General features: G+C 70.4%; 17 protein-coding genes and 1 tRNA gene. 12 read left to right on the forward strand and 6 right to left on the reverse strand.

What is annotated here, in order from left to right; all coding sequences use genetic code 11:
- Positions 1-279 precede the first annotated feature (279 nt).
- The 6 genes from P3T27_RS04255 (at position 280) to P3T27_RS04280 (ending at position 7,181) form a co-directional block, all read left to right on the forward strand.
- Complete coding sequence (locus P3T27_RS04255) at positions 280-744, forward strand: hotdog fold thioesterase (RefSeq protein WP_280674354.1); 465 nt, start codon at positions 280-282, stop codon at positions 742-744.
- Positions 745-1,337: 593 nt separating this feature from the next.
- The gene (locus tag P3T27_RS04260; protein WP_280674355.1) at positions 1,338-2,576 is read left to right on the forward strand and encodes a branched-chain amino acid ABC transporter substrate-binding protein; all 1,239 of its coding nucleotides are present in this window, start codon (positions 1,338-1,340) and stop codon (positions 2,574-2,576) included.
- Positions 2,577-2,786: 210 nt separating this feature from the next.
- Positions 2,787-3,716 (forward strand): branched-chain amino acid ABC transporter permease, encoded by a 930-nt coding sequence (locus tag P3T27_RS04265; RefSeq protein ID WP_280674356.1) that lies wholly within the window; start codon positions 2,787-2,789, stop codon positions 3,714-3,716.
- 5 nt (positions 3,717-3,721) lie between these two features.
- Positions 3,722-5,650, forward strand: coding sequence for a branched-chain amino acid ABC transporter permease (locus P3T27_RS04270; RefSeq protein WP_280674357.1), 1,929 nt, complete (start codon positions 3,722-3,724; stop codon positions 5,648-5,650).
- Positions 5,651-5,658: 8 nt separating this feature from the next.
- Complete coding sequence (locus P3T27_RS04275) at positions 5,659-6,468, forward strand: ABC transporter ATP-binding protein (protein ID WP_280674804.1); 810 nt, start codon at positions 5,659-5,661, stop codon at positions 6,466-6,468.
- Positions 6,465-7,181, forward strand: a complete 717-nt coding sequence (locus tag P3T27_RS04280) for an ABC transporter ATP-binding protein (protein ID WP_280674358.1) — start codon at positions 6,465-6,467, stop codon at positions 7,179-7,181. The genes P3T27_RS04275 and P3T27_RS04280 overlap by 4 nt, the downstream gene beginning before the upstream one ends.
- A gap of 58 nt (positions 7,182-7,239) precedes the next feature.
- Here the strand turns inward: P3T27_RS04280 and P3T27_RS04285 are convergent, their stop codons facing one another.
- On the reverse strand, positions 7,240-7,896 hold the full coding sequence (locus P3T27_RS04285; RefSeq protein ID WP_280674359.1) for a response regulator: 657 nt from the start codon (positions 7,894-7,896) through the stop codon (positions 7,240-7,242).
- Positions 7,897-7,988: 92 nt separating this feature from the next.
- Between P3T27_RS04285 and P3T27_RS04290 the strand changes: the two genes are divergently transcribed.
- Positions 7,989-8,074: transfer RNA gene (locus P3T27_RS04290), tRNA-Leu, on the forward strand.
- A gap of 101 nt (positions 8,075-8,175) precedes the next feature.
- Positions 8,176-8,964, forward strand: a complete 789-nt coding sequence (locus P3T27_RS04295) for a helix-turn-helix domain-containing protein (RefSeq protein WP_280674360.1) — start codon at positions 8,176-8,178, stop codon at positions 8,962-8,964.
- 45 nt (positions 8,965-9,009) lie between these two features.
- Here the strand turns inward: P3T27_RS04295 and pyk are convergent, their stop codons facing one another.
- A complete protein-coding gene (gene pyk, locus P3T27_RS04300; RefSeq protein WP_280674361.1) occupies positions 9,010-10,440 on the reverse strand; it encodes a pyruvate kinase in 1,431 nt (476 codons plus the stop codon).
- Between the two features lie 281 nt (positions 10,441-10,721).
- On the opposite strand from pyk, the gene P3T27_RS04305 reads away from it, so the two are divergent.
- From P3T27_RS04305 to P3T27_RS04320, 4 genes are all read left to right on the forward strand, one after another.
- Entirely contained in the window at positions 10,722-11,810 is a 1,089-nt protein-coding gene (locus P3T27_RS04305) for a substrate-binding domain-containing protein (RefSeq protein ID WP_280674362.1), read from the forward strand.
- Positions 11,811-11,818: 8 nt separating this feature from the next.
- On the forward strand, positions 11,819-13,462 hold the full coding sequence (locus tag P3T27_RS04310) for a substrate-binding domain-containing protein (protein WP_280674363.1): 1,644 nt from the start codon (positions 11,819-11,821) through the stop codon (positions 13,460-13,462).
- Positions 13,449-13,910: a hypothetical protein gene (locus tag P3T27_RS04315; protein WP_280674364.1), complete on the forward strand. Its 462-nt coding sequence runs from the start codon at positions 13,449-13,451 to the stop codon at positions 13,908-13,910. The genes P3T27_RS04310 and P3T27_RS04315 overlap by 14 nt, the downstream gene beginning before the upstream one ends.
- A gap of 351 nt (positions 13,911-14,261) precedes the next feature.
- Positions 14,262-16,094 (forward strand): 5'-nucleotidase C-terminal domain-containing protein, encoded by a 1,833-nt coding sequence (locus P3T27_RS04320; protein ID WP_280674365.1) that lies wholly within the window; start codon positions 14,262-14,264, stop codon positions 16,092-16,094.
- A gap of 151 nt (positions 16,095-16,245) precedes the next feature.
- On the opposite strand, the gene P3T27_RS04325 is transcribed toward P3T27_RS04320, so the two are convergent.
- The 4 genes from P3T27_RS04325 to gltB all read right to left on the reverse strand — a co-directional run bounded on the left by P3T27_RS04325 (position 16,246) and on the right by gltB (position 25,045).
- On the reverse strand, positions 16,246-17,703 hold the full coding sequence (locus tag P3T27_RS04325; protein ID WP_280674806.1) for an aldehyde dehydrogenase family protein: 1,458 nt from the start codon (positions 17,701-17,703) through the stop codon (positions 16,246-16,248).
- 84 nt (positions 17,704-17,787) lie between these two features.
- Positions 17,788-18,654 carry a helix-turn-helix transcriptional regulator gene (locus P3T27_RS04330; protein WP_280674366.1) on the reverse strand — a complete coding sequence of 289 codons (867 nt, stop codon included), beginning with the start codon at positions 18,652-18,654 and terminating at the stop codon, positions 17,788-17,790.
- 315 nt (positions 18,655-18,969) lie between these two features.
- Positions 18,970-20,430 (reverse strand): glutamate synthase subunit beta, encoded by a 1,461-nt coding sequence (locus P3T27_RS04335; protein ID WP_280674367.1) that lies wholly within the window; start codon positions 20,428-20,430, stop codon positions 18,970-18,972.
- Positions 20,423-25,045 carry a glutamate synthase large subunit gene (gene gltB / locus P3T27_RS04340; RefSeq protein ID WP_280674368.1) on the reverse strand — a complete coding sequence of 1,541 codons (4,623 nt, stop codon included), beginning with the start codon at positions 25,043-25,045 and terminating at the stop codon, positions 20,423-20,425. The genes P3T27_RS04335 and gltB overlap by 8 nt, the downstream gene beginning before the upstream one ends.
- Between the last annotated feature and the right edge of the window lie 322 nt (positions 25,046-25,367).

Consider the following 25,367-nt stretch of genomic DNA (forward strand, 5'->3'; position numbering starts at 1 on the left):
GGCCCCGCCGCCACCCGTCGCGCCCTTGTCCGTACTCTGCGTAGCCACGTCAACGTCCGTTCCTGCCGATTCCACTACCGGCCACCGATCCTATGGCCCGGCACCGACAAAAGGGGCGCCGTGCCGGTCGGGCGCGGGGCGCGGGCGGCGCCGCCGCGCCGGGGAGCTCGCCCGGGGACCGCCACGCCAACCCCCGGGCGCGGCCGCTACCGCCGAGTAGGACGGTCGTACCATCACAGGCAGCACGACGACGTGACCCCCGAGCGGCAGGAGTTCCCCATGACCGACGCGGCCCCCGACGCGGCCCCCGTCCTGAACGTCCCGCAGGACGTGCTGGACCACTTCGCCAAGCTCGGCGTCAACCCGGAGACCTTCTCCGGCGGCCACCTCGGCGAGAAGCTCGGCATCCGGATCGTCGAGGCCTCCGGCGACCGGGTGGTCGGCACCATGCCGGTGGAGGGCAACCAGCAGCCGTACGGGCTGCTGCACGGCGGGGCGTCGGCCGCGCTGGCGGAGACGCTGGGCTCGATCGGCGCGATGCTGCACGCCGGTCCCGGCCGGTACGCGGTCGGAGTGGACCTCAACGCCACCCACCACCGCTCGGCCACCTCCGGGCTGGTCACCGGGGTGGCGACGGCCGTGTTCAAGGGCCGCACCGCCGCCACGTACGAGATCGCGATCACCGACGACACCGGCAAGCGGGTCACCAGCTGCCGGCTGACCTGCATGCTGCGCGACCTCTGATCCCGCGCCGGGGCCCTCCCCGGCCTTCCGACGGATCATCACATCCCTTGGCCGCCCCCTTGTTTGACCTTCACCTGCCCTGGGCAGGCGTTGATCCAGACAAGGGGGCGGTGGCATGTCCGGGCGCGGTCGGCACGGTTCCACGCCGACATTCCACGCCTGTAACGCTGTGTAACAGCCAGGAAATCCGAGTAACGGCCTGTCCCGAGGCCCAAGGGAACCCCGAATCCCCTTCACCGTTCCCCCGGCGTCCGAAATCCGGACGTGCACGGCCGGAACGAGCACACCGGACGCGGGCGTCCGATTATCGGCGGGGACAGCAACATCCCCCATTTCCGGCCCTTACATCACCCCAACAGCCCGTACATGCCCGACATCGGCGGATCGGTCGGGCCGAAACGACCACATGGTGAGACAACTGCTCCGTGTGCCCATAACAAGAGAATCACAGCCTCGCCACACCACTGCCCGAGCAGCCCAGGGGCATCTAGAGTCACGGCCAGTCACCGCGCCACCGGATTGGGCCCGGCCCTCCGCGCATCCCCGGCTCCCGCCACTCAGGCGCGGCGCCTCCCGACCCGAAGGGGACCCTCGTGCGTCACCGTTCAGCAGTTGTCGTGAGCATTGCCGTGATCGGCGCCCTCAGCCTCAGCGCGTGCGGCTCCCGCGGCGACAAGAAGTCCGCCGACGGGGGCGGCGGCAACAGCGGCTCCACCACCACCGTCACCATCGGCGTCGACGCCCCGCTCACCGGCGACCTCTCCGCCCTCGGTCTCGGCATCCGCAACTCCGTCGACCTCGCGATCAAGAAGGCCAACGAGCAGAACGAGGTCCCCGGCGTCAAGTTCCAGATCAAGGCCCTCGACGACACCGGCAAGCCCGCCCCCGGCCAGCAGAACGCCACCCAGCTCGTCTCCGACAACAGCGTCCTCGGCGTCGTCGGGCCCCTCAACTCCAGTGTCGCGCAGTCGATGCAGCAGATCTTCAACGACGCCAACCTGGCCGAGATCTCCCCCGCCAACACCGGCGTCGCCCTCAGCCAGGGCGAGAAGTGGGCCAGCGGCGACAAGAAGCGCCCCTTCAAGTCCTACTTCCGCACCGCCACCACCGACGCCGTCCAGGGCCCCTTCGCCGCCCAGTACCTCAGCCAGGACGCCAAGAAGACCAAGGTCTTCCTGATCGACGACCAGAAGACCTACGGCGCCGGCCTCGCCGCCACCTTCAAGGGCGAGTTCACCAAGCTGGGCGGCGCCATCGTCGGCGAGGAGCACGTCAACCCCGACGACCGCGACTTCTCCGCCATCGTCACCAAGGTCAGGAGCTCCAGCGCCGAAGCCGTCTACTTCGGCGGCGAGTACCCCGCTGCCGGCCCGCTCTCCCTCCAGCTCAAGGAGGCCGGCGTCAACATCCCGCTGATGGGCGGCGACGGCATCCAGAGCGGCGACTTCATCAAGCTCAACCCCAAGAGCCAGGGCGACCTCGCCACCGCCGTCGGTCTGCCCGTCGAACAGCTCCCCACCGCGGCCAAGTTCATCGCCGACTACAAGGCCGCCGGCTACAAGGACGCCTACGAGACCTACGGCGGCTACTCCTACGACAGCGCCTGGGCCATCGTCCAGGCCGTCAAGAACGTCGTGGCCGGCAACGGCGGCAAGCTGCCCGCCAACCCGCGCGCCGCCGTCGTCGACGCCGTCCAGAAGGTCTCCTTCGACGGCGTCACCGGCACGGTCTCCTTCGACGAGTTCGGCGACACCACCAACAAGCAGCTCACCGTCTACACCGTCAAGGACGGCAAGTGGGCCGTGGAGAAGTCCGGCACCTTCAAGGGCTGAGCCCCGCCGGCCACCGGCCCGGCCCCAGCGGTCACACCGCCCGAGGACCGGGCCACCCCGGCCAACCGCCGGGCCACCCGACGGCCCGGCCGCACCCGCACCACCCGAACACACCGGCACCACAGCGCGCGGGGACGCCACGAGTGCCCCCGCGCGCCCCCACATCCACCACCCACGCGGACACCCCGAACGCACTACGGAGGCCCAGCGGTGCACGACCTACCGCAGCAGCTGGCCAACGGCCTGATCCTCGGCGCCCTCTACGGGCTCGTCGCGATCGGCTACACGATGGTCTACGGCATCGTCCAGCTCATCAACTTCGCCCACGGCGAGATCGTCATGGTCGGCGGCTTCGGCGCCCTGACCGCCTACCTCGCCCTCCCCGGCGGCACCACCCTGTGGCTGGCCCTGCCGCTCATGCTGATCGCCGGAATCCTGGTCTCCACCCTCACCGCGGTCGCCGCCGAGCGCTTCGCCTACCGGCCCCTGCGCAACGCCCCCCGGCTCGCCCCCCTCATCACCGCGATCGGGCTGTCCATCTTCCTCCAGCAACTCGTCTTCTCCTTCTACCCCGACGCCAAGAAGGCCCGCGTCTTCCCCAAGCTCCCCGGCGACCCCTTCAGCCTCGGCTCCGTCACCATCCAGCGCAGCGACCTCTTCCTGATCATCGCCGCCCCGCTGTGCATGCTCGCCCTCGGCTGGTTCGTCACCCGCACCCGCTCCGGCCGCGCCATGCAGGCCACCAGCCAGGACCCCGACACCGCCAAGCTCATGGGCATCGACACCGACCGCATCATCGTCATGGCCTTCGCCATCGGTGCCGCGTTCGCCGCCGTCGCCGCCGTCGCCTACGGACTGCGCAGCGGCCAGGTCGACTTCCGGATGGGCTTCATCCTCGGCCTCAAGGCCTTCACCGCCGCCGTCCTCGGCGGCATCGGCAACATCTACGGCGCCATGCTCGGCGGCGTCGCCCTCGGCCTCGCCGAAGCCCTCGCCACCGGCTACATCCAGCACCTCCCCGGCATGCACCTCTTCGGTGGCGGCGCCTGGAAGGACGTCTGGGCCTTCGTACTCCTCATCCTCGTGCTCCTCGTCCGGCCCCAAGGCCTGCTCGGCGAGCGCGTCTCGGACAGGGCGTGACCACCATGACCACCACCACCGAAACCACCCCGGTCATCCCCCTGCCGGCCCGCGCCGCCACCGCCCTCACCGGCCTCGGCGCCCTCACCACCGCCGCCTCCGCCGCCCTCCCCTGGACCTGGACCTCCGACTTCCCCGGCGACCTCACCTACGCCGGCTCCCCCGCCGGCCTCCAATGGCTCGCCCTCACCGCCGGACTCCTCACCCTCGTCCTGCTCCTCGCCACCCACGGCACCCCCGGCCTGCGCTGGGCCGCCCCCACCCGCAGCCACAACGGCGTCCTCTACGCCGCCACCGGCGCCCTCGCCGTCAGCGTCTTCTCCGTCACCGCCATCGCCGTCGAACTCGGCGGCCTCGCCAACCTCGAACCCGGCGGCTGGATCCTCGCCGCCGGCGGCCTCCTCACCGTCCTCGGCGCCCTCGGCCTCCCCCTCGACCGCCGCATCCGCGTGCCGCTGCGCACCCTCGACCGGCGCCTGTTCCTGCTCGTCCCCGCCGCCCCCCTCGGCTGGTTCGGCGCCCACGCCATCCCCGGCGACCAACCCGTCGCCCCCGTCATGACCGCCCTCGCCGGCGCCCTCGCCCTCGCCACCGGCGCCGTCCTGCTCCTCCAGCTCGGCCACCTCGCCAACACCTGGCTGCGCCTGGGCACCATCGCCCGACCCCTGCCCGCGCCCCGCCAACTCCCCTCCTGGGCCGAGGTCCTGATCATCGTCCTGGCCTTCGGCCTCGGACTCTTCGCGATCACCTTCGGCATCGACACCGAGTACGGCGAACTCTTCACCGGCTACCTGCTGCTCGCCGCCTTCGTCGTCCCCGCCCTCACCAGGTCCGGCCTGCTCGCCCGGCTGCGCGCCCTCACCGTCAAGCACCGCCCGGTCACCACCGGCGCCGCCTTCGCCGCCGCCGCCAGCTTCCCGTTCACCCAGACCAGCGACCAGTACACCTCCGTCGCCACCAACATCCTGATCTTCGCCACCGTCGCCCTCGGCCTCAACATCGTCGTCGGCCTCGCCGGCCTGCTCGACCTCGGGTACGTCGCCTTCCTCGGCGTCGGCGCCTACGCAGCCGCCCTCGTCTCCGGCTCCCCCGCCTCCCCCATCCACGTCCAGTTCCCGTTCTGGGCCGCGATGCTCACCGGCGCCGCCGTCTCCATGGTCTTCGGCGTCCTCATCGGCGCCCCCACCCTGCGGCTGCGCGGCGACTACCTCGCCATCGTCACCCTCGGCTTCGGCGAGATCTTCCGCATCACCATGCTCAACCTCAACGGCACCACCGGCCCCAAGGTCACCAACGGCTCCAACGGCATCCCGCGGATCCCCGACCTGGAGATCCTCGGCTTCGACCTCGGCAAGACGCACACCGTCGCCGGCATCGAACTCGGCCGCTTCTCCAACTACTACCTGCTGATGCTCCTCGTCACCGCCCTGGTCGTGCTCGTCTTCGCCCGGGTCGGCAACTCCCGCATCGGCCGCGCCTGGGTCGCCATCCGCGAGGACGAGACCGCCGCCGAGGCCATGGGCATCAACGGCTTCCGCCTCAAGCTCCTGGCCTTCGCCCTCGGTGCCTGCCTCGCCGGCCTCGCCGGCACCGTCCAGGCCCACGTCAGCTACACCGTCACCCCCGACCAGTACACCTTCGCCGAGGCACTCCCGCCGAACTCCGCCTTCCTGCTCGCCGCCGTCATCCTCGGCGGCATGGGCACCATCAGCGGCCCCCTCGCCGGCGCCACCCTCCTCTTCCTCATCCCCAAGAAGCTCGAATTCCTCTCCGACTACCAGCTGCTCGCCTTCGGCGCCGCCCTGATCATCCTCATGCGCGTGCGCCCCGAAGGCCTCATCCCCAACCGGCGCCGGCAACTGGAGTTCCACGAGGCCGCCATCCCGGCCCAGCCCACCGGAGACGACGCCGCACTCACCAAGGCAGGGGCGTGACCACCCAGATGACCACCACCGCCACACCCCTGCTCGAAGTCACCGGCGTCACCATGCGCTTCGGCGGCCTCACCGCCGTCAACGACGTCAGCCTCACCGTCGGCGAAGGCGAGATCATCGGCCTCATCGGCCCCAACGGCGCCGGCAAGACCACCTTCTTCAACTGCCTCACCGGCCTCTACGTCCCCACCGAAGGCGCCGTTCGCTACCGCGGCACCCTCCTGCCCCCCAGACCCCACCTCGTCACCCAGGCCGGCATCGCCCGCACCTTCCAGAACATCCGGCTCTTCGCCAACATGACCGTCCTGGAGAACGTCCTCGTCGGCCGCCACTCCCGCACCAAGGAGGGCATCTTCTCCGCCATCCTCCGCGGCCCCGGCTACCACCGCGCCGAAGCCGAGAGCCGCGAGAAGGCCATGGAACTCCTCGCCTTCACCGGCCTCGCCGACAAGGCCGACCACCTCGCCCGCAACCTCCCCTACGGCGAACAGCGCAAGCTGGAGATCGCCCGCGCCCTCGCCTCCGACCCCGGCCTCCTCCTGCTCGACGAACCCACCGCCGGCATGAACCCCCAGGAGACCCGCGCCGCCGAGGAACTCGTCTTCGCCATCCGCGACCGGGGCGTCTCCATCCTCGTCATCGAGCACGACATGCGCTTCATCTTCAACCTCTGTGACCGCACCGCCGTCCTCGTCCAGGGCCAGAAGATCGTCGAGGGCGACCGCGAAACCGTCCAGAACGACGAACGCGTCATCACCGCCTACCTCGGCGCCCCGCTCGAAGGCACCACCCCGGCCGTTACGGAGACCGACCAGTGACCGCACTCCTCGAGGTCGAGGACCTCCGCGTCGCCTACGGCAAGATCGAAGCCGTCAAGGGCATCAGCTTCACCGTCAACCAGGGCGAGGTCACCACCCTCATCGGCACCAACGGCGCCGGCAAGACCACCACCCTGCGCACCCTGTCCGGGCTCCTCAAGCCCACCGCGGGGCGCCTCACCTTCGACGGCCAGGACCTCGACCGGATCCCCGCCCACAAGATCGTCGCCCTCGGCCTCGCCCACTCCCCCGAAGGCCGGCACATCTTCCCCCGCATGACCATCGAGGAGAACCTCCTCCTCGGCGCCTTCCTGCGCACCGACACGCCGGGCATCCAGGCGGACGTGGAACGGGCCTACGGCCTCTTCCCCATCCTCGGCGAACGCCGCCGCCAGGCCGCCGGGACGCTCTCCGGCGGCGAGCAGCAGATGCTCGCCATGGGGCGGGCGCTGATGTCCCGGCCCAAACTGCTCATGCTCGACGAACCCTCCATGGGCCTGTCCCCGCTGATGATGCAGAAGATCATGGCGACCATCGTCGAACTCAAGGCCGCCGGGACGACCATCCTGCTCGTCGAACAGAACGCCCAGGCGGCACTCTCGCTGTCCGACCGCGGCTACGTCATGGAGACCGGCCGGATCGTCCTGTCCGGGACGGGCGCCGACCTCCTGCACGACGAGTCCGTACGGAAGGCCTACCTCGGCGAGGACTGAGCCTCCGGACACACGATGGGCCCGGCAGAAGCATCTGCCGGGCCCATCGTCCTCACCGCTACTCGGGCTTGCCCTCGTCCGCCTTCTTGCGGTCCTGGGCCTCGCCCTCCTCGATGACCGCCTCGGCCACCGCGGCCATCGTCATCCGACGGTCCATCGACGTCTTCTGGATCCACCGGAACGCGGCCGGCTCGTTCAGTCCGAACTTGGTCTGCAGCACGCCCTTCGCCCGGTCCACCAGCTTCCGGGTCTCCAGCCGCTGGGTGAGATCCCCGATCTCCTTCTCCAGCGCCCGCATCTCGGTGTACCGCGACACCGCCATCTCGATCGCCGGCACCAGGTCGGACTTGCTGAACGGCTTCACGATGTACGCCATCGCCCCGGCGTCCCGCGCCCGGTCCACCAGCTCCCGCTGCGAGAACGCGGTCAGCATCAGGACGGGCGCCAAGTGCTTGTCGTGGATCTGCTCAGCGGCGGAGAGCCCGTCCAGCACCGGCATCTTCACGTCGAAGATCGCCAGGTCCGGCCGCAGCTCCTCCACGAGCTTCACCGCCGTCGCCCCGTCCCCGGCCTCCCCGACGACGGTGTAACCCTCCTCTTCGAGCATCTCCTTGAGATCGAGACGGATCAGCGCCTCGTCCTCGGCGATCACAATCCGAGTGATCTGGGGCGAATCGGTCTCAAGCGGCTGTGCCTGCTCGTCGGCGGTGCTCACGGGGCTCCTAGTTCCGGCGGGGTACTGCATGCACGAGGGTACCTAGCTGCGCCCAACAGCGCTCACAGGGTATCCTTCACGGGCGCGAACTTGCCGGGTTGGTGGAAGGGCAGACACGATCGCCTCAAAAGCGATTGCTCGAAAGGGCGTGTGGGTTCGAATCCCACACTCGGCACCATATTTTTCCTCACATTCCCAGGCTGCGGGAAATTCACCTCATCTAGTGGATCACATCAAAAGGGTCCACCATTCAGCTTGGCGCGCCTCAATCTGACGCACATGACGTCTCTCTCCGTGCGCGAACAAGCCGTGCACCTCCTCCGTCGAGGTGTACCCAATGCCGATGTCGCCCGACGACTCCGGGTCTCTCCTGGCACGGTTTCCTGGTGGAAGCATCAAGACCTCGCCAAACGCCATCAGCTCCCCGGCCGCAAGCGTTCCGCGTGCATGCACTGCTACGGCGACGACCTGGACCGCCGCGCCTACGCCTACCTGCTCGGCCTCTACCTCGGCGACGGCCACATCCTGCTCCCCAACGAGTACCGCAGGACGCAGAGCCTTCAGATCACCTGTGACGATCACTGGCCGGGAATCACCGACTCCGTCGAGAACGCCATGCTCCTGGTCTTTCCCAGGAACAAGCCCTGCAGAGTACGACGGACCGGCTGTCACGACGTCAAGCTCTACTCGAATCACCTGACCTGCCACTTCCCCCAGCACGGTCCCGGCAAAAAGCACGAACGCACCATAGCCCTGGAACCCTGGCAGCAGGAGATCGTCGACGCCCACCCCTGGGAGTTCCTGCGCGGCCTGATCCACTCCGACGGCTGCCGCATCACCAACTGGACCATCCGCACGGCCGGCGGCGTCAAGAAGCGCTACGAGTACCCGCGTTACTTCTTCACCAACACCTCGACCGACATCATCGGCCTCTTCACCGCCACCCTCGACACCGTCGGCGTCCAGTGGAAGGCCTCAATCCCCCGCCCCACCGGCCAGGTCAACATCTCCATCGCCCGCAAGGACTCCGTCGCCCTCATGGACGCCCACATCGGCCCCAAGTACTGACGGCGGCGGCGCGACCCTCCCCTCGGAAGGGCCGCGCCGCTCCGGTCAGCCGTCCAGCGTCCCCACGTGGTGGACGCGGACGAGGTTGGTGGAGCCGGCGAGGCCGGGCGGGGAGCCGGCGGTGATGACGACGATGTCGCCCTTCTGGCAGCGGCCGAGCGACAGCAACGCCGCGTCCACCTGCTCGACCATCTCGTCCGTGGTCGGGGCGAAGGGGCCGAGGAAGGTCTCGACGCCCCAGGTGAGGGCGAGTTGGCTGCGGACGGCGGGTTCGTAGGTGAAGGCGAGGACGGGGATGGGTGAGCGGTAGCGGGTGAGGCGGCAGGCGGTGTCGCCGGACTGGGTGAAGGCGACGAGGTACTTGGCGTGCAGGAAGTCGCCGATCTCGGCGGCCGCGCGGGCGACGGCGCCGCCCTGGGTCCGCGGCTTGCTGCCGGCGGTGAGGGGCGGGAGGCCGGCGGCGAGGATGTCGGTCTCGGCGGCCTCGATGATGCGGCCCATGGTCTTGACCGTCTCGACCGGGAACTTGCCGACGGAGGTCTCGCCGGAGAGCATCACCGCGTCGGTGCCGTCGAGGACGGCGTTGGCGACGTCGGAGGCCTCGGCCCGGGTGGGCCGGGAGGTGTTGATCATCGATTCGAGCATCTGGGTGGCGACGATGACCGGCTTGGCGTTGCGCCGGGCGAGCTTGACGGCGCACTTCTGGACGAGCGGGACCTGTTCGAGGGGCATCTCCACGCCCAGGTCGCCGCGGGCCACCATGATGCCGTCGAAGGCGTCGACGATGGCTTCCAGGTTGTCGACCGCCTGCGGCTTCTCGATCTTGGCGATGACCGGGACGTGGCGGCCCTCCTCGTCCATGATCCGGTGGACGTCCTCGATGTCGCGGCCGCTTCGGACGAAGGAGAGGGCGACCAGGTCGGCGCCGGTGCGCAGCGCCCATCGCAGGTCGGCGACGTCCTTGTCGCTGAGTGCGGGGACGGAGACGGCGACGCCGGGGAGGTTGAGGCCCTTGTGGTCGGAGACGAGGCCGCCTTCGATGACGAGGCAGCGGACGCGCGGTCCGTCGACCTCGACGACTTCGAGGGCGACCCGGCCGTCGTCGACGAGGATGCGTTCGCCGCGGGTGACGTCGGCGGCGAGGCCGGGGTAGGTGGTGCCGCAGATGTCCTTGTCTCCGACGACGCCGTTGTCGGTGGAGATGGTGAACTCGTCGCCGCGTTCGAGAAGTACGGGGCCGTGGGCGAAGGTGTCGAGCCGGATCTTCGGGCCTTGAAGGTCGACGAGGATGCCGACGCTGCGGCCGGTTTCGTCGGCGGCCTTGCGGACGCGGCGGTAGCGTTCCTCGTGTTCGGCGTGGGATCCGTGGCTGAGGTTGAAGCGGGCGATGTCCATTCCGGCGTCGACCAGGGATTTGATCTGGTCGTACGAGTCGGTGGCCGGCCCGAGGGTGCAGACGATTTTTGCTCGGCGCATACTGCTGAGGGTAGGCATTACCGGCGCGTAACCACGACGCGGGTCCGGACGGCGGGATGACCGTTGCCGTAAGGCGAGTTGAACAATCTGACACATCCTCGGACCGGTGTGCGAGCGGCTGCCCGGGCGGCGGTGCCGATCGGCCCGCCGATGCGAACCCGTGAAGGGGTGTTCACCCCTGGTTCACCGTTGGTTCGGCCGCCGCTCCCCGCCCGGCGGGACGCTCGTCACCCCCGGGTGACCACCCGGACGACGTAGCGGACGAGGGGGAGGCGTTCGGTATGAGACGCGCTCTGGGGGTGTTGGCGGCGTTGGCCCTGCTGGGCGGGGTGACGTACGCGCTGATCCCGGACGGGAAGCCGGGCGCCAAGCGGGCGACGGTCGTCGGACTGATCGGTTCGGAGAAGCGCGCCTTCTTCGAGAACCCGGACGTCAAGGCCGAGTTGGCGAAGCAGGGGCTTGAGGTGCGGGCCGACTCGGCCGGTTCGTGGACGATGAGCGAGCAGGCGAAGGACGGCAGCGGGCTGGACTTCGCCTTCCCGGCGAGCACGGCGCCGGCCAGGGCGATCCAGGCCAACTGGGGCCTGCAGGATTCGCCGCTGGTGCCGTTCTACTCGCCGCTGGTCGTGGTGGCGCACGAGCCGGTGGCGCAGGTGTTGAGGCAGAACAACCTGGCGACGGTGGACGATTCGAAGGTCTGGACGTTCCGGATGGACGACTACGTGGCCGCGTTGAAGGCGGGCCGCCAGTGGCCGGACCTCGCGGGTTCGTCGGCCCATCCCGAGTTGGGCGGCCCGATCTTCGTGACCACCACCGATCCGGAGAGTTCGTCCTCGGGGGCGATGTACGTCGCGCTGCTGTCGTACATCCTGAACAACCGCCAGGTGGTGTCGGACCAGGCCGGGATCGACGCCTCGAAGGACGTGCTGCGCTCGGCGACGGCGATGCAGGGCGGGCAGAAGAGCAGCAGCGACGAGCCGTTCAAGGACTTCGGCGCGGGGGTCGGCAATCCGCTGGTCTTCGCCTACGAGTCACAGGTCGCCGAGCTGGCGCTGCGGGGCCAGTCGACCGGGGACATGGTGGTGCTGTATCCGGACACCACGATCTACTCCGACCACACGGTGGTGGCGCGGACGGAGAACGGGCGCAAGCTCGCCGGTCTGTTGCAGGACGACGAGGTGCTCCGCCGGCTGGAGGCGAGGTTCGGCTTCCGCCCGCAGGCCAGTCCGGGGGCCTTCGCCGAGCTGATGAAGGACAAGAAGCCGGTCTTCGCCCCTGATCTCACGGCGGCGAAGGTGAAGCAGCCGACGGTGCCGTCGCTGGACAACCTGACCAAGCTGATCGCGGCGGCCAAGGGGAGCAAGAAGTGAATGTCCCGATGAAGCGCCGGAGTTGGCCGGTCGCCGCAGTGGCCGCCCTGCTGGCGGTGAGCGCCTGCACCTCCTCCGGCGGGGGCACGTCGTCCGGCCCCAAGCCGTCCGACCCGCCGGCGGCGACGGCGCGGCCGGGGGTGCTGCGAGTGCTGGCCGGCAGCGAGCTGCAGGATCTGGCGCCGATCCTGGAGGAGGCCAGGAAGGCGACCGGGGTGACGGTGCAGTTCTCCTGGACGGGGTCGCTGGACGGCGCGGACGCGGTGTCCTCGGGGCGGGCGGACGGCAAGTACGACGCGGTGTGGTTCCCGTCCAACCAGTATCTGCGGTTGGACGACACGGGGAAGTCGAAGGTGCTGTCGGAGACACCGGTGATGGTCTCGCCGGTGGCCGTGGGGGTGCGGTCGTCGGTCCTCGACGACCTCGGCTGGGGGGATGGTTCGAAGGTCTCCTGGGCGCAGATCGGGGACGCGGCGTCGGCCGGGAAGCTGTCGTACGGGATGGCCGATCCGTCCCGGTCGAACTCGGGTTTCTCGACGCTGGTGGCGGTGGCCTCGGCGTTCTCGGGTGCGGGTTCGGCGCTGTCGGAGGCGGACGTGCAGAAGGCGACGCCGTCGCTGAAGCGGTTCTTCACCGGCCAGAAGCTGACCTCGGGTTCCTCGGGCTGGTTGGCGCAGGCGTACACCCGGGCGGAGCCGGGCATGGTCGGGGCGCTGGTGAACTACGAGTCGGTGCTGCTGTCGATGAACAAGTCGCTGCCGCCGGAGCAGCAGTTGACGGTGATCCGCCCGTTGGACGGGGTGGTGTCGGCGGACTATCCGCTGTCGCTGCTGTCCTCCTCGGCGCAGCGGGAGCGGGATTCGTTCCAGCGGCTGACGGCGTACCTCCTGAAGGAGGACGTGCAGAAGCGGATCTCCGAGGTCACGCTGCGCCGTCCGGTGGCGCCGGGGGTGCCACCGGCGGCGGGGTTGCCGTCGGACCGGCGGCGGGAGCTGCCGTTCCCGGGGAGCCGGGCGGTGGCGGACGGGCTGCTGGCCTCGTACCAGAACGACCTGCGGCGGCCGTCCCGGACGGTGTACGTGCTGGACACCTCGGGGTCGATGGAGGGTTCGCGGATCTCGGCGCTGAAGTCGGCGCTGGGCCGGTTGACCGGGACGGACGACACCCGGGGGGTGCGCCGGTTCCGCAACCGTGAGGAGGTGACGCTGATCTCCTTCGCGTCGAACGTGAAGTGGACGAAGACGCACGCGGTGCCGGCCTCGGGGAGCCAGCCGGGGCCGGAGACGGAGCTGGCCTCGATCAACACGGACGTGCAGTCGCTGTCGGCGTCGGGGGGCACGGCGGTGTACGACTCGCTGGAGGAGGCGTACCGGGTGATCGGCCGGCAGCAGTCGGCGGCGGGGGACGACCGGTTCACGTCGATCGTGCTGATGACCGACGGGGAGAGCAACGTCGGTGCCACGGACGGGGACTTCAAGCGGTTCCACGACGGGCTGGCGGCCTGGCAGAAGTCGGTCCCGGTGTTCCCGATCAAGTTCGGGGAGGCGGCGGTGAGCCAGTTGCAGGGGATCGCGGACGTGAGCGGCGGCAAGCTGTTCGACGGGGCGGGGTCGCTGGACGGGGTGTTCGAGGAGATTCGTGGCTACCAGTGACGGGTTCGGCCGGCAGGTGCTGCGGTACCTGGAGTCGACCCGGAACCTGGTCGGCTGCGGGGGCGGCGCGGTGGGGCTGGGGCTGCACTTCGCCGGGCTGGGCGGGGCGTGGTGGCCGGCGGTGGTGGCGGGGCTGTACGGGGCGGGCGCGCTGCTGACGCCCAAACGCGATCCGAGGCCGGGGCCCGATCCCGAACTCACGGCGCTGGCCGAGTACCTGGCCACGGTGCCACTGCCCGCCTCGGCGGGGGTGGCGGGCCTGCTGGCGGCGCTGCGCACGGTGGGGCCGGGCCCGGTGCCGCGGGAGATCGTGCGGCACCGGCTGCCGGTGGCGGTGGCCGGGTACCTGCGGGCGCTGACCTGGCGGCCGTGGGCGGGAGCGGACGCGCCGGATCCGGAGGCGGAGCTCGGCCGCGAGGTGCGGCGGCTGGTCGCGGAGCTGGACTGACGGGGGGCGGACCGGGGGACGGGCCGGGGCGGGCCAGGGGGCGGGCCGGGGTGAACGGGCCGGCGGGCGGACCGGGGGACGGGCCGGGGTGAACGGGCCTCGGGCCCGGCCCCGGGCGGGTCTCGCCGCCACTCCCCCGCCGCTCTCTACCACCCCGGCCTCCGCACATCCGCGTCACGAACGAGTCGCCAAGATCTCACCTGTTGGAAACGTCGGAGGGCTACCCATCGGCCCGGCCGCACGGCACACTTCTACGCGCGTCCTTCTACGCGCGTCGACACGTCCACGCGCGCTACCGAACACCAGTTGACGGACCATCGGCCCGTCAGTCCCCACCCGGGAGAGTCGTCCATGCCCCTGAACCGCCGTGACTTCGTCACCCGGTCCGCCGCCACCGCCGCCGGCGCCGCCCTGACCGGCGGAGCAGTCGTCGCCGCCGCCCCCGCCGCCGCGGCCGCCGAGCCGGACACCGCGGCCGCCAAGGGCAAGCGCAAGAGCCACCAGCAGGCCTTCACCGTCATGGGCACCACCGACCTGCACGGCCGGGTGCTCAACTGGGACTACTTCACCGACGCCGTCTACGCCGACAAGGCGCACAACGACGTCGGCCTCGCCAAGATCTCCACCCTGGCCAACCAGGTCCGCGAGGACAAGGGCTGGGACCGCTGCCTGCTGATCGACTCCGGCGACATCATCCAGGGCACCCAGCTGACCTACTACTACGCCCGGATCGAGCCGATCGCCACCGACGCCGACACCGTGCCCGACCACCCGATGGCCGTCGCCATGAACCTCATGGGCTACGACGCCGCCGCGCTCGGCAACCACGAGTTCAACTACGGCATCCCCACCGTGAAGGCCTTCGAGGACCAGCTGGAGTTCCCGCTGCTGGGCGCCAACGCGCTGCACGCGAAGAACGAGAAGCCCGCCTTCAAGCCGTACGTGATCAAGGAGCTGCGGCTGGGCGAGGGCCGGCCGCTGAAGGTCGGCATCCTCGGCCTCACCAACCCGGGCATCGCGATCTGGGACAAGGCCAACGTCTCCGGCCAGATGGTCTTCCCGGGCATCGTCGAGACGGCGGCGAAGTACGTGCCGCGGATGAAGGCGGCCGGCGCGGACGTCATCGTGGTGTCGGCGCACTCCGGCATCGACGAGCCGACCACCTACGGCGACCAGCTGCCCTGGCCGGAGGACGCCTCCGGCGAGATGGCGGAGAAGGTGCCGGGCATCGACGCGGTGCTGGTGGGCCACACCCACAAGGAGGTGCCGCAGCGGCTGATCGTCAACAAGCAGACCGGCAAGACCGTGGTGCTCTCCGAGCCGCTGTGCTGGGGCCAGCGCCTGAGCTGCTTCGACTTCGAGGTCGAGTTCGCCGACGGCGCCTGGAAGGTCCTCTCGGTCTCCTCGCGGGTGCTGAACTCCAACACCGTGCCGGAGAACCCGGAGATCGTGGACGCGCTCACCGAGCAGCACAAGAAGGTCGTGGCGTACGTCAACCAGCTGATCGGCACCTGCAAGACGGAGCTGTCGATCGCCGAGTCGCGCTTCAAGGCGACCCCGATCATCGACCTGATCGGCCGGGTCCAGGCGGACGCCGTGAAGACGGCGCTGGCGGGCGGGCCGTACGCCAACCTGCCGGTGCTGGCGCAGGCGGCGCCGTTCAACCGCACCGCGCTGATCCCGGCGGGCCAGGTGAAGCTGCGCGACGCGGCGGGCCTGTACATCTACGAGAACACCCTGGAGGCCCGGGTCCTGACGGGCGCGCAGCTGAAGGACTACCTGGAGTTCTCGGCCAAGTACTACAACCAGCTCGCCCCGGGCGCGCCGGTCGACAAGGACGCGCTGACCGGCGCGGAGACCACGCCGGACTACAACTACGACTCGGTGTACGGCCTGAGCTACGACATCGACATCGCGCAGCCGAAGGGCCAGCGGATCCTCAACCTGTCCTTCGCGGGCAAGCCGATCGACCCGGCCGCGCAGTTCGTCCTGGCGGTCAACAACTACCGTGCCAACGGTGGCGGCAACTTCCCGCACGTGGCGCAGGCCAAGCTGGTCTGGTCGAACTCCGACGAGATCCGCAACACGATGATCGCCTGGGTGAAGGCCAAGGGCGTCATCGACCCGGCCGACTTCTTCACCGACTCCTGGCGCCTGGTCCGCGCCGGCCAGCCGGTCTTCTAGCCCCCGCGGTCGCACTCGACCGAACCGCGTCAACCGACGTCGCGCTGCGAGTTCGGGCAGGCCCCCGGCGGTTACCGCCGGGGGCCTGCGCCGCCTGAGCGCAACGCCGGAACGTGCCGCCGCAGAACGTGATGCCGCAGAACGTGCCGCCTCAGAACGGGAAGACCGTCCGCCCGTGCTGGACGGAGATCCACTTCACCGTGGTGAACGCGTCCACCGTGGACTCCCCGTTGAGCCGCCCGATCCCGGAGTTCTTCTCCCCGCCGAACGGCACCCCCGGCTCGTCGGCGATGGTCCCGCCGTTGACGTGGATCATGCCGGTCTCGATCCGGTGCGCGACCCGCACGCCGCGCTCCACGTCCGCGGTGTGCACCGCGCCGCTGAGCCCGAAGGGGCTGTCGTTGGCGATCCGGACGGCCTCGTCCTCGCCGTCGAAGGGCACCACGAGCACGACCGGCCCGAAGAGTTCGCGCTTGAGGATCGGCGCGTCCTCGGCCAGGCCGGTGAGGACGACCGGGTCCATCAGACTGCCGGTCGTGGACCCGCGCAGCAGCGCGGTGGCGCCGGCCGCGACGGCCTGGTCGACCTGGGCGGTGATGGCGTCGGCCTGGACGGTGTTGATCAGCGGGCCGATCTGGGTGGCCGGGTCCTTGGGGTCGCCGACGGTGAGCGAGGCGATCTTAGCGACGAACTTCGCGGTGAACTCGGCCTCGACCGCGCGGTCGACCAGGACCCGGTTGGCGGCCATGCAGACCTGGCCCTGGTGGGCGAAGCGGCTGAACACGGCGGCGTCCACGGCGTAGTCGACGTCGGCGTCGTCCAGCACGATCAGCGCGCTGTTGCCGCCGAGTTCGAGCACGGTCCGCTTGAAGTTGGCGGCGGCGACGGTGGCGACGTGTCGGCCGATCTGGTCGGAGCCGGTGAAGGAGATCACCTTGGGCGCCGGGTGCTCGATGAACGCGTCGCCGATCTCCGCGATGTCGGTGACCACGACGTTGAACAGCCCGGCCGGCAGGCCGGCGTCCTCGAAGAGCTTGGCGATCAGGGTGCCGCCGACCACCGGGGTCTCCTGGTGCGGCTTGAGCACCACGCCGTTGCCGAGCGCCAGGGCGGGGGCGACGGCCTTGATCGAGAGGTACAGCGGGAAGTTGAACGGGCTGATCACGCCGACGACGCCGACCGGCAGCCGGTAGAGGCGGTTCTCCTTGCCGTCCGCGGTCGAGGGCAGCAGCCGGCCCTCCGGGCTGACCGACAGGTGCAGGCAGTCCCGCAGCATGTCCTTGACCAGGGAGAGTTCGAAGCCGGCCTTGAGCGCGGTGCCGCCGAGTTCGACCATGATGGCGCAGGTGATCTCCGCCTCGCGCTCCTCGACCAGCCGCAGCGCGCGTTCGAAGACGAGCCGGCGGGTGTAGGGGTTGGTGGCGGCCCACTGCTTCTGCACCCGTTCGGCGGCCCGGTAGGCCCGGTCGACCTCGGCGACGGTGGCCACGGTGATGGTGGCGAGCTTGTCGCCGGTGTACGGATCGACGTCGACGATGTCCCAGGAGCCGCTGCCGCTGCACCATTCGCCGTCGATGTACTGCAGCGCCAACTCGGAGAAGTACGACATCTGAACCCTCTCGTGCCGGATCGGGGCGTCCCGACGGGCGAGCCGCCACGGCCCGACCTGATTGGGCATCATCGTACTGACGTATTACAGCTCTTGGCGTACGGAGTACAGGAGATGGTGCGTCTGCTCCGGATCGAGGCTGTCGGCGAGCAGGCCCTCCATCGCCTGGCGGTACTCGGCGACCTCGACGGGCTTGTCCAGGTAGAGCGCGGTGGTGAACTGCTCCACGTAAACGACGTCGGCGAGCTCGGGTTCGGCGAAGCCGAGCACGGTGAAGGCGCCGCTCTCGGCGCTCAGCCCGGCGCAGCCCAGCGGCAGCACCTGGAGCCGGACGTTGGGCAGCTCGCCGAGCTCCAGCAGCCGGTCGATCTGGTTGCGCATGAGCTCGGGGCCGCCCCAAGGCCGGCGCAGCGCGGCCTCGTCGAGGACGGCGAGCAGGCGGGGACCATGCTCGGCGGTGAGCACGGCCTGACGCTTGAGCCGGACCTCGACCCGGCGCTCGATCTCGCCGGGGTCGGTGGCGTGGCCGCCGGCGGCGATGACGGCGCGGGCGTAGTCGGCGGTCTGGAGCAGCCCGTGGACGAACTGGACCTCGTAGCTGCGGATCTCGGCGACGGCCTCTTCCAGGCCGACGTAGTTCTGGAACCAGGCGGGCAGCACGTCGCCGTACTCGTGCCACCAGGAGGTGGCGTTGGCGTCCCGGACGAGCCCGAGGACGGTGGCGCGCTCCTGCTCGGCCTCCACGCCGTAGAGGGTGAGCAGGTCGGCGACGTCGCGCTCCTTGAAGCCGACCCGGCCGAGCTCCATCCGGCTGATCTTGGACTCGGAGGCGCGGATCGAGTAGCCGGCCTCCTCGCGACTGACGCCCCTGGCCTCGCGGAGCTTGCGCAGCTGGGTGCCGAGTAGCAGGCGCCGTACCGTGGCGCCTCCGCCGGCCTGAGTCGTGCTCATCGCGTCAACCTCCGCACTCGCGCAGCCCCCCGGCCGTCGGCGGCAGTCTGCCACCTGGCACCGACGAGCAACAGCCCGTCCGGGAGCGACTTCCCGAACGACGCCCGGACCGCGTTTACGGTAGACCCAAGTCCTGGGAAATGTCTGAGAGTTGGGGCAACCCTTGACAAAAGGAACGCGACGGCGCCCGCCCTCCAACTGGTCGGGGAAGAGGGCAGGCGCCAGGAGACCGCGTTGGCCCGGCGACGCTGGCGGGGGCAGCGGGTTGAGCTCCCGGCTATGCGGTGCCGGGCGTTCGGGGGGCCGGTCGCTCCGTCAGACGACCAGCGGGCGGTCGGTGGGACGGATCGGGGCCGGCAGCGGGGTCTTGCCGCCGAGGTACGTGTCCACCGCGGCGGCGGCCGAGCGGCCTTCCGCGATGGCCCAGACGATCAGCGACTGGCCACGGCCTGCGTCACCGCAGACGTAGACGCCATCGACATTGGTGGCGAACCGGCCGTCGCGGCCAATGTTACCGCGCGCGTCCAGGTCGACGCCGAGCTGCTCGACGAGGCCGTTGCGGACGTCGGTGCCGGTGAAGCCCATGGCCAGGGTGACCAGCTGCGCCGGGATGGCTCGCTCGGTGCCGGGGACGGGCTCGAACCGGCCGTCCTTGAACTCGACCTCGACGAGGTGCAGCTCCTGGACGTTGCCCTCCTCGTCGCCGGCGAAGCGGGTGGTGTTGACGGAGTAGATCCGCTCGCCGCCCTCCTCGTGCGCGGAGGTGACCTTGTAGGTCATCGGCATGGTCGGCCAGGGCTGGTGGCCGGGGCGCTCCTCGGAGGGCCGCGGCATGATCTCCAGCTGGGTGACCGAGGCCGCGCCCTGGCGGTGGGCGGTGCCGACGCAGTCGGCGCCGGTGTCGCCGCCGCCGATGACGACGACGTGCTTGCCCTTGGCGCTGATCGGCGACTCGACGAAGTCGCCCTCCTGCACCTTGTTGGCCAGCGGCAGGTACTCCATGGCCTGGTGGACGCCCTTGAGCTCGCGGCCGGGCACCGGCAGGTCGCGGGCGGTGGTGGCGCCGGCGGCGACCACGACGGCGTCGAAGCGCTCGCGCAGCTGCTGGCCGGTGATGTCCTCGCCGACGTGGACGCCGGTGCGGAACCGGGTGCCCTCCGCGCGCATCTGCTCGATGCGGCGGTTGATGTGGCGCTTCTCCATCTTGAACTCGGGGATGCCGTAGCGCAGCAGGCCGCCGACGCGGTCGGCGCGCTCGTACACGACCACGGTGTGGCCGGCCCGGGTGAGCTGCTGGGCGACGGCCAGGCCGGCCGGGCCGGAGCCGACGACGGCGACGGTCTTGCCGGACAGCCGCTCCGGGACCTGCGGCGTGACGCCGCCGCGGTCCCAGGCCTTGTCGATGATGGTGACCTCGACGTTCTTGATGGTCACCGCGTCCTGGTTGATGCCGAGCACGCAGGCGGACTCGCAGGGCGCCGGGCAGAGGCGGCCGGTGAACTCCGGGAAGTTGTTGGTCGCGTGCAGCCGCTCGATCGCGCCGGTCCAGTCGTCCCGGTAGGCGAGGTCGTTCCACTCGGGGATGAGGTTCCCGAGCGGGCAGCCGTTGTGGCAGAACGGGATGCCGCAGTCCATGCAGCGGCCGGCCTGCTTGGTGATGATCGGCAGGAGGCTGCGCTCGACGTAGACCTCGTTCCAGTCCCGCAGACGCACGTCCACGGGCCGGCGCTCGGCCAGCTGCTTGCCGGTGGTCAGGAAGCCCTTGGGGTCAGCCACGTGCCGCCTCCATCATCTTGCGAGTGGTCTCGGCCTCGGAGAGGCCATCGCGCTCAGCGGCGTCCTTGGCGGCGAGCACAGCCTTGTAGTCGGTCGGCATGATCTTGGAGAAGCGGGAGACCCCGCCGCCCCAGTCGGCCAGGAGTTCGGCGGCGACGGTGGAGCCGGTCTCCTCGTAGTGCTGCTGCACGGTCTCGCGCAGCCAGTCGCGGTCGGCGGCGCTCGGGGCCTCGATGCCCACCATGCCGTCGTTGACGTTCGCGGGGCGCAGGTCCAGGACGTAGGCGATGCCGCCGGACATGCCGGCCGCCAGGTTGCGCCCGGTCTCGCCGAGGATGACGACCCGGCCGCCGGTCATGTACTCCAGGCCGTGGTCGCCCACGCCCTCGACGACCAGGGTGGCGCCGGAGTTGCGGACGGCGAAGCGCTCACCGGCCTTGCCGCGCAGGTGGATCCGGCCGGAGGTGGCGCCGTAGCCGATGGTGTTGCCGGCGATGACGTGGTTCTGCGCGTCGTTGCCGATGGCCGCGGCCTCGCGGGCCGGGCGGACGATGACGACGCCGCCGGAGAGCCCCTTGCCGACGTAGTCGTTGGCGTCGCCCTCCAGCCGCAGGGTCACGCCGCGCGGCACGAAGGCGCCGAAGGACTGCCCGGCGGAGCCGGTGAGGGTGACGTCGATGGTGCCCTCGGGCAGGCCCTCGCCGCGGTAGCGCCTGGTCACCTCGTGGCCGAGCATGGTGCCGACCGTGCGGTTGACGTTGCGGATCGGCAGCTGGATGCGGACGGTCTCGCCGCGCTCCAGGGCGTCCTCGGCGAGCGCGATCAGCTGGTTGTCCAGGGCCTTGTCGAGCGCGTGGTCCTGGGCGGTGGTGCGGTGGCGGGCCGCGCCCTCGGGCAGCGACGGCACGTGGAAGAGCGGGGCCAGGTCGAGCCCGGCGGCCTTCCAGTGGTCGATGGCGGCCTGGGCGTCGATGTGCTCGGCGTGGCCGACGGCCTCCTCGATCGAGCGGAAGCCGAGCTCGGCCAGGAGCTCGCGAACCTCCTCGGCGATGAACTCGAAGAAGTTGACCACGAACTCGGGCTGGCCGGAGAAGCGCTCGCGCAGCACCGGGTTCTGGGTGGCGACGCCGACCGGGCAGGTGTCCAGGTGGCAGACGCGCATCATGATGCAGCCGGAGACGACCAGCGGCGCGGTGGCGAAGCCGAACTCCTCGGCGCCGAGCAGTGCGGCGATGACGACGTCGCGGCCGGTCTTGAGCTGGCCGTCGGTCTGCACCACGATGCGGTCGCGCAGGCCGTTGAGCAGCAGGGTCTGCTGGGTCTCGGCGAGGCCGAGCTCCCAGGGGCCGCCCGCGTGCTTGAGCGAGGTCAGCGGGGAGGCGCCGGTGCCGCCGTCGTGCCCGGAGACCAGCACCACGTCCGCGTGCGCCTTGGAGACGCCCGCGGCGACCGTGCCGACGCCGACCTCGGACACCAGCTTCACGTGGATGCGGGCGGCCGGGTTGGCGTTCTTGAGGTCGTGGATGAGCTGCGCCAGGTCCTCGATCGAGTAGATGTCGTGGTGCGGCGGCGGCGAGATCAGGCCGACACCCGGGGTGGAGTGCCGGGTCTTGGCGACCCACGGGTACACCTTGTGGCCGGGCAGCTGGCCGCCCTCGCCGGGCTTGGCGCCCTGGGCCATCTTGATCTGGATGTCGTCGGCGTTGACCAGGTACTCGGAGGTGACGCCGAACCGGCCGGAGGCGACCTGCTTGATCGCCGAGCGGCGCTCCGGGTCGTACAGGCGCTCCGGGTCCTCCCCGCCCTCGCCGGTGTTGGACTTCCCGCCGAGGCGGTTCATGGCGATGGCGAGGGTCTCGTGCGCCTCCATCGAGATGGAGCCGTACGACATGGCGCCGGTGGAGAAGCGCTTGACGATCTCGGAGACCGGCTCGACCTCCTCGACCGGGATCGGGGTCCGGCCGAGGGCGTCCAGCTGGAACAGGCCGCGCAGCGTCATCAGGCGGGTGGACTGCTCGTTCACCCGGTCCGTGTACTGCTTGAAGACGTCGTACCGGCGGTTGCGGGTGGAGTGCTGGAGCCGGAAGACGGTGTCCGGGTCGAACAGGTGCGGCTCGCCCTCGCGGCGCCACTGGTACTCGCCGCCGATCTCCAGGGCGCGGTGCGCGGCCGGGATGCCGGAGGCCGGGTAGGCCTTGGCGTGGCGGGCGGCGGTCTCCTTGGCGATCTCCTCCAGGCCGATGCCGCCGAGCTTGGTGGTGGTGCCGGCGAAGTAGCCGTCGACCAGGTCCTGGGAGAGGCCGATGGCCTCGAAGACCTGGGCGCCGCGGTAGGAGGCGACGGTGGAGATGCCCATCTTGGACATGACCTTGAGTACGCCCTTGCCGAGCGCCTTGATCAGGTTCTTGATGGCCTTCTCGGGCTCGACGCCCTGGCTGCCCTCACTCTTCAGGAACGTGTTCTGGGCGACGAGGTCCTCGACGGACTCCATGGCCAGGTACGGGTTGACCGCGCCGGCGCCGTAGCCGACCAGCAGCGCGACGTGGTGCACCTCGCGGACGTCACCGGCCTCGACCAGCAGCGACACCTGGGTGCGCTGCTTGGTGCGGATGAGGTGGTGGTGGATCGCGGAGGTGAGCAGCAGCGAGGGGATCGGGGCGTGCTCGGCGTCGGAGTGCCGGTCGGAGAGCACGATGATCCGGGCGCCGTCGGCGATCGCGGCGTCGGCCTCGGCGGCGATCTCGGCCAGGCGGGCGGCCAGGCCCTCGCCGCCGGCGGCGACCCGGTAGAGGCCGGAGAGCGTGACGGCCTTGAGGCCGGGCTGGTCGCCGTCGGCGTTGATGTGGACGAGCTTGGCCAGCTCGTCGTTGTCGATCACCGGGAAGGTGATGCCGACCGAGCGGCAGGAGGCGGCCTCGGCGGCCAGCAGGTTGCCCTCGGGGCCGAGGTTGCTGAGCAGCGAGGTGACGAGCTCCTCGCGGATGGCGTCCAGCGGCGGGTTGGTGACCTGCGCGAAGAGCTGGACGAAGTAGTCGAACAGCAGGCGCGGCTTCTCGCTGAGCGCGGCGATCGGCGAGTCGGTGCCCATCGAGCCGAGCGCCTCGCCGCCGGTCCTGGCCATCGGCGCCAGGATGACCCGCAGCTCCTCCTCGGTGTAGCCGAAGGTCTGCTGCCGGCGGGTGACGGAGGCGTGGGTGTGGGCGATGTGCTCGCGCTCGGGGAGCTTGGCGAGCTGGATCTGCCCGGCGGCGACCCACTCCGCGTAGGGGTGCTCGGCGGCGAGGGCGGACTTGATCTCCTCGTCCTCGACGATGCGGCCCTCGGCGGTGTCGACGAGGAACATCCGGCCGGGCTGCAGGCGGCCCTTCCTGGCGACCTTCTCCTGCTCGATGTCGAGCACGCCGACCTCGGAGGAGAGGACGACCAGGCCGTCCTCGGTGATCCAGTAGCGGGCGGGGCGCAGGCCGTTGCGGTCGAGCACGGCGCCGATCTGGGTGCCGTCGGTGAAGGTGACGCAGGCCGGGCCGTCCCAGGGCTCCATCAGGTTGGAGTGGTACTGGTAGAAGGCGCGGCGGGCCGGGTCCATGGTGGCGTGGTTCTCCCACGCCTCCGGGATCATCATCAGCACCGAGTGCGGCAGCGAGCGGCCGCCGAGGTGGAGCAGCTCCAGGACCTCGTCGAAGGAGGCGGAGTCGGAGTGGTCCGGGGTGCAGACCGGGAAGATCCGGCTCAGACCCTGCCCGTTCCGGTTGGCCGGGATCAGGTCGGTGGCGAGCTGGGACTCGCGGGCGCTCATCCAGTTGCGGTTGCCCTTGACCGTGTTGATCTCGCCGTTGTGGGCGACGAAGCGGTACGGGTGGGCGAGCGGCCAGCTCGGGAAGGTGTTGGTGGAGAAGCGCGAGTGCACCAGGCCGACGGCGGAGGCGTAGGAGCGGTCCGACAGGTCGGGGAAGAAGGGCTCCAGCTGGCCGGTGGTCAGCATGCCCTTGTAGACGATGGTGCGCGCGGACAGCGACGGGAAGTAGACCCCGACCTCGCGCTCGGAGCGCTTGCGGACGACGAAGGCGATCCGGTCGAGCCCGATGCCGGCCAGGCCCTCCTTGGCCAGGAAGAGCTGGCGGAAGCGGGGCATCACGCTGCGGGCGGTGGCGCCGAGCAGGTCCGGGGTGACCGGGACGTCGCGCCAGCCGAGGACGGTCAGGTCCTCCTCGGCCGCGATGGCCTCGATCCGGGCGACGGCGGCGGCGTCCTCGTCGGGGAGGAAGGCGATGCCGACCGCGTACGCGCCGGCGGCGGGGAGCTCGAAGTCGACCTTGCCGCGCAGGAAGGCGTCCGGGACCTGGGTGAGGATGCCGGCGCCGTCGCCGGAGTCGGGCTCGGCGCCGGTGGCGCCGCGGTGCTCCAGGTTGCGCAGGACGGTGAGCGCCTGCTCGACGATGGTGTGGTCGGCGATGCCGGTCAGCGTGGCGACGAAACCGACGCCGCAGGCGTCGTGCTCGTTTCGCGGGTCGTACAGGCCCTGAGCGGTAGGTCGCGCATCCGGAACGAGCGCGTACGGCTGGCGGGCGGCGCCGGCCTGGGGCTCGTTGGCGGAGTGCATGGATGCAGACAGCATCGGCTCTCCCGTCGTCGTCATTCGGCTGTGTGGTGCAAGGAGGGACGACGTTGGCCCTGATGCGATTTCATGCAAGTTACATGATGCCCAAGATCCCGGGAAGTGGAATATCTCGTCCACATGGCGGACGGATCCGCAGGTCAGGGGGCTGGTGAGGGGGGCGTGCCACAGTGCACGTCCTACGATTGTGCCCGGCGGTCGACGGCCTGAAACAGGGGCGAAACCCGACCGCCACACGGGACGATCAAGGGCGCCTGCGAATCGATCCCCGGGGCCCGTCGGCAGATGCGAATCCTCGGCTCCGAGGCTCGGATGCTGAGAC

The sequence above is a fragment of the Kitasatospora sp. MAA19 genome (assembly GCF_029894125.1).
Classification (GTDB): Bacteria; Actinomycetota; Actinomycetes; order Streptomycetales; family Streptomycetaceae; genus Kitasatospora.

Excerpts from the sequence above, each read along its gene's own strand:
- P3T27_RS04320 (WP_280674365.1), top strand. The coding sequence starts at position 14,262 with ATGCCCCTGAACCGCCGTGACTTCGTCACCCGGTCCGCCGCCACCGCC.
- P3T27_RS04295 (WP_280674360.1), top strand. The coding sequence starts at position 8,176 with ATGACGTCTCTCTCCGTGCGCGAACAAGCCGTGCACCTCCTCCGTCGA.
- gltB (WP_280674368.1), bottom strand. The coding sequence starts at position 25,045 with ATGCTGTCTGCATCCATGCACTCCGCCAACGAGCCCCAGGCCGGCGCC.
- P3T27_RS04325 (WP_280674806.1), bottom strand. The coding sequence starts at position 17,703 with ATGTCGTACTTCTCCGAGTTGGCGCTGCAGTACATCGACGGCGAATGG.
- P3T27_RS04255 (WP_280674354.1), top strand. The coding sequence starts at position 280 with ATGACCGACGCGGCCCCCGACGCGGCCCCCGTCCTGAACGTCCCGCAG.
- P3T27_RS04330 (WP_280674366.1), bottom strand. The coding sequence starts at position 18,654 with ATGAGCACGACTCAGGCCGGCGGAGGCGCCACGGTACGGCGCCTGCTA.
- P3T27_RS04305 (WP_280674362.1), top strand. The coding sequence starts at position 10,722 with ATGAGACGCGCTCTGGGGGTGTTGGCGGCGTTGGCCCTGCTGGGCGGG.
- pyk (WP_280674361.1), bottom strand. The coding sequence starts at position 10,440 with ATGCGCCGAGCAAAAATCGTCTGCACCCTCGGGCCGGCCACCGACTCG.
- P3T27_RS04310 (WP_280674363.1), top strand. The coding sequence starts at position 11,819 with ATGAAGCGCCGGAGTTGGCCGGTCGCCGCAGTGGCCGCCCTGCTGGCG.
- P3T27_RS04275 (WP_280674804.1), top strand. The coding sequence starts at position 5,659 with ATGACCACCACCGCCACACCCCTGCTCGAAGTCACCGGCGTCACCATG.
- P3T27_RS04270 (WP_280674357.1), top strand. The coding sequence starts at position 3,722 with ATGACCACCACCACCGAAACCACCCCGGTCATCCCCCTGCCGGCCCGC.